Source organism: Acidovorax sp. SRB_24 (assembly GCF_012931925.1).
In genome coordinates, this window is record NZ_MWOM01000347.1 from 1 (window position 1) to 264 (window position 264).

At 66.7% G+C, this 264-nt stretch carries 1 protein-coding gene; it reads left to right on the forward strand.

All coding sequences use genetic code 11. The features are described 5' to 3' along the window. A partial coding sequence (locus B2J89_RS22215) for an N-6 DNA methylase (RefSeq protein ID WP_169170896.1) occupies positions 1 to 264 on the forward strand: 264 nt, incomplete at both ends.

Below are 264 nucleotides of genomic sequence, written 5' to 3' on the forward strand. Positions count from 1 at the left end.
GGTGCGGGCCAGTACTTCACGCCGCGCGCGCTCATCCAGGCCATGGTGGCCTGCATGCGGCCCGAGCCGCTCAAGACCATTGCCGACCCGTCCTGCGGCACGGGCGGATTTTTTCTGGCGGCCAACGAGTGGCTGAGCGGCACGGGCGACTGGGTCCGGCAAAACGCCGAATGGCTGGGCTACGAGGCGCCCCGCCTCAATGCCCGGCAAAAAGCGTTTTTGCGCGACGAGACTTTTCAGGGCAACGAGATCGTGCCTGGCACG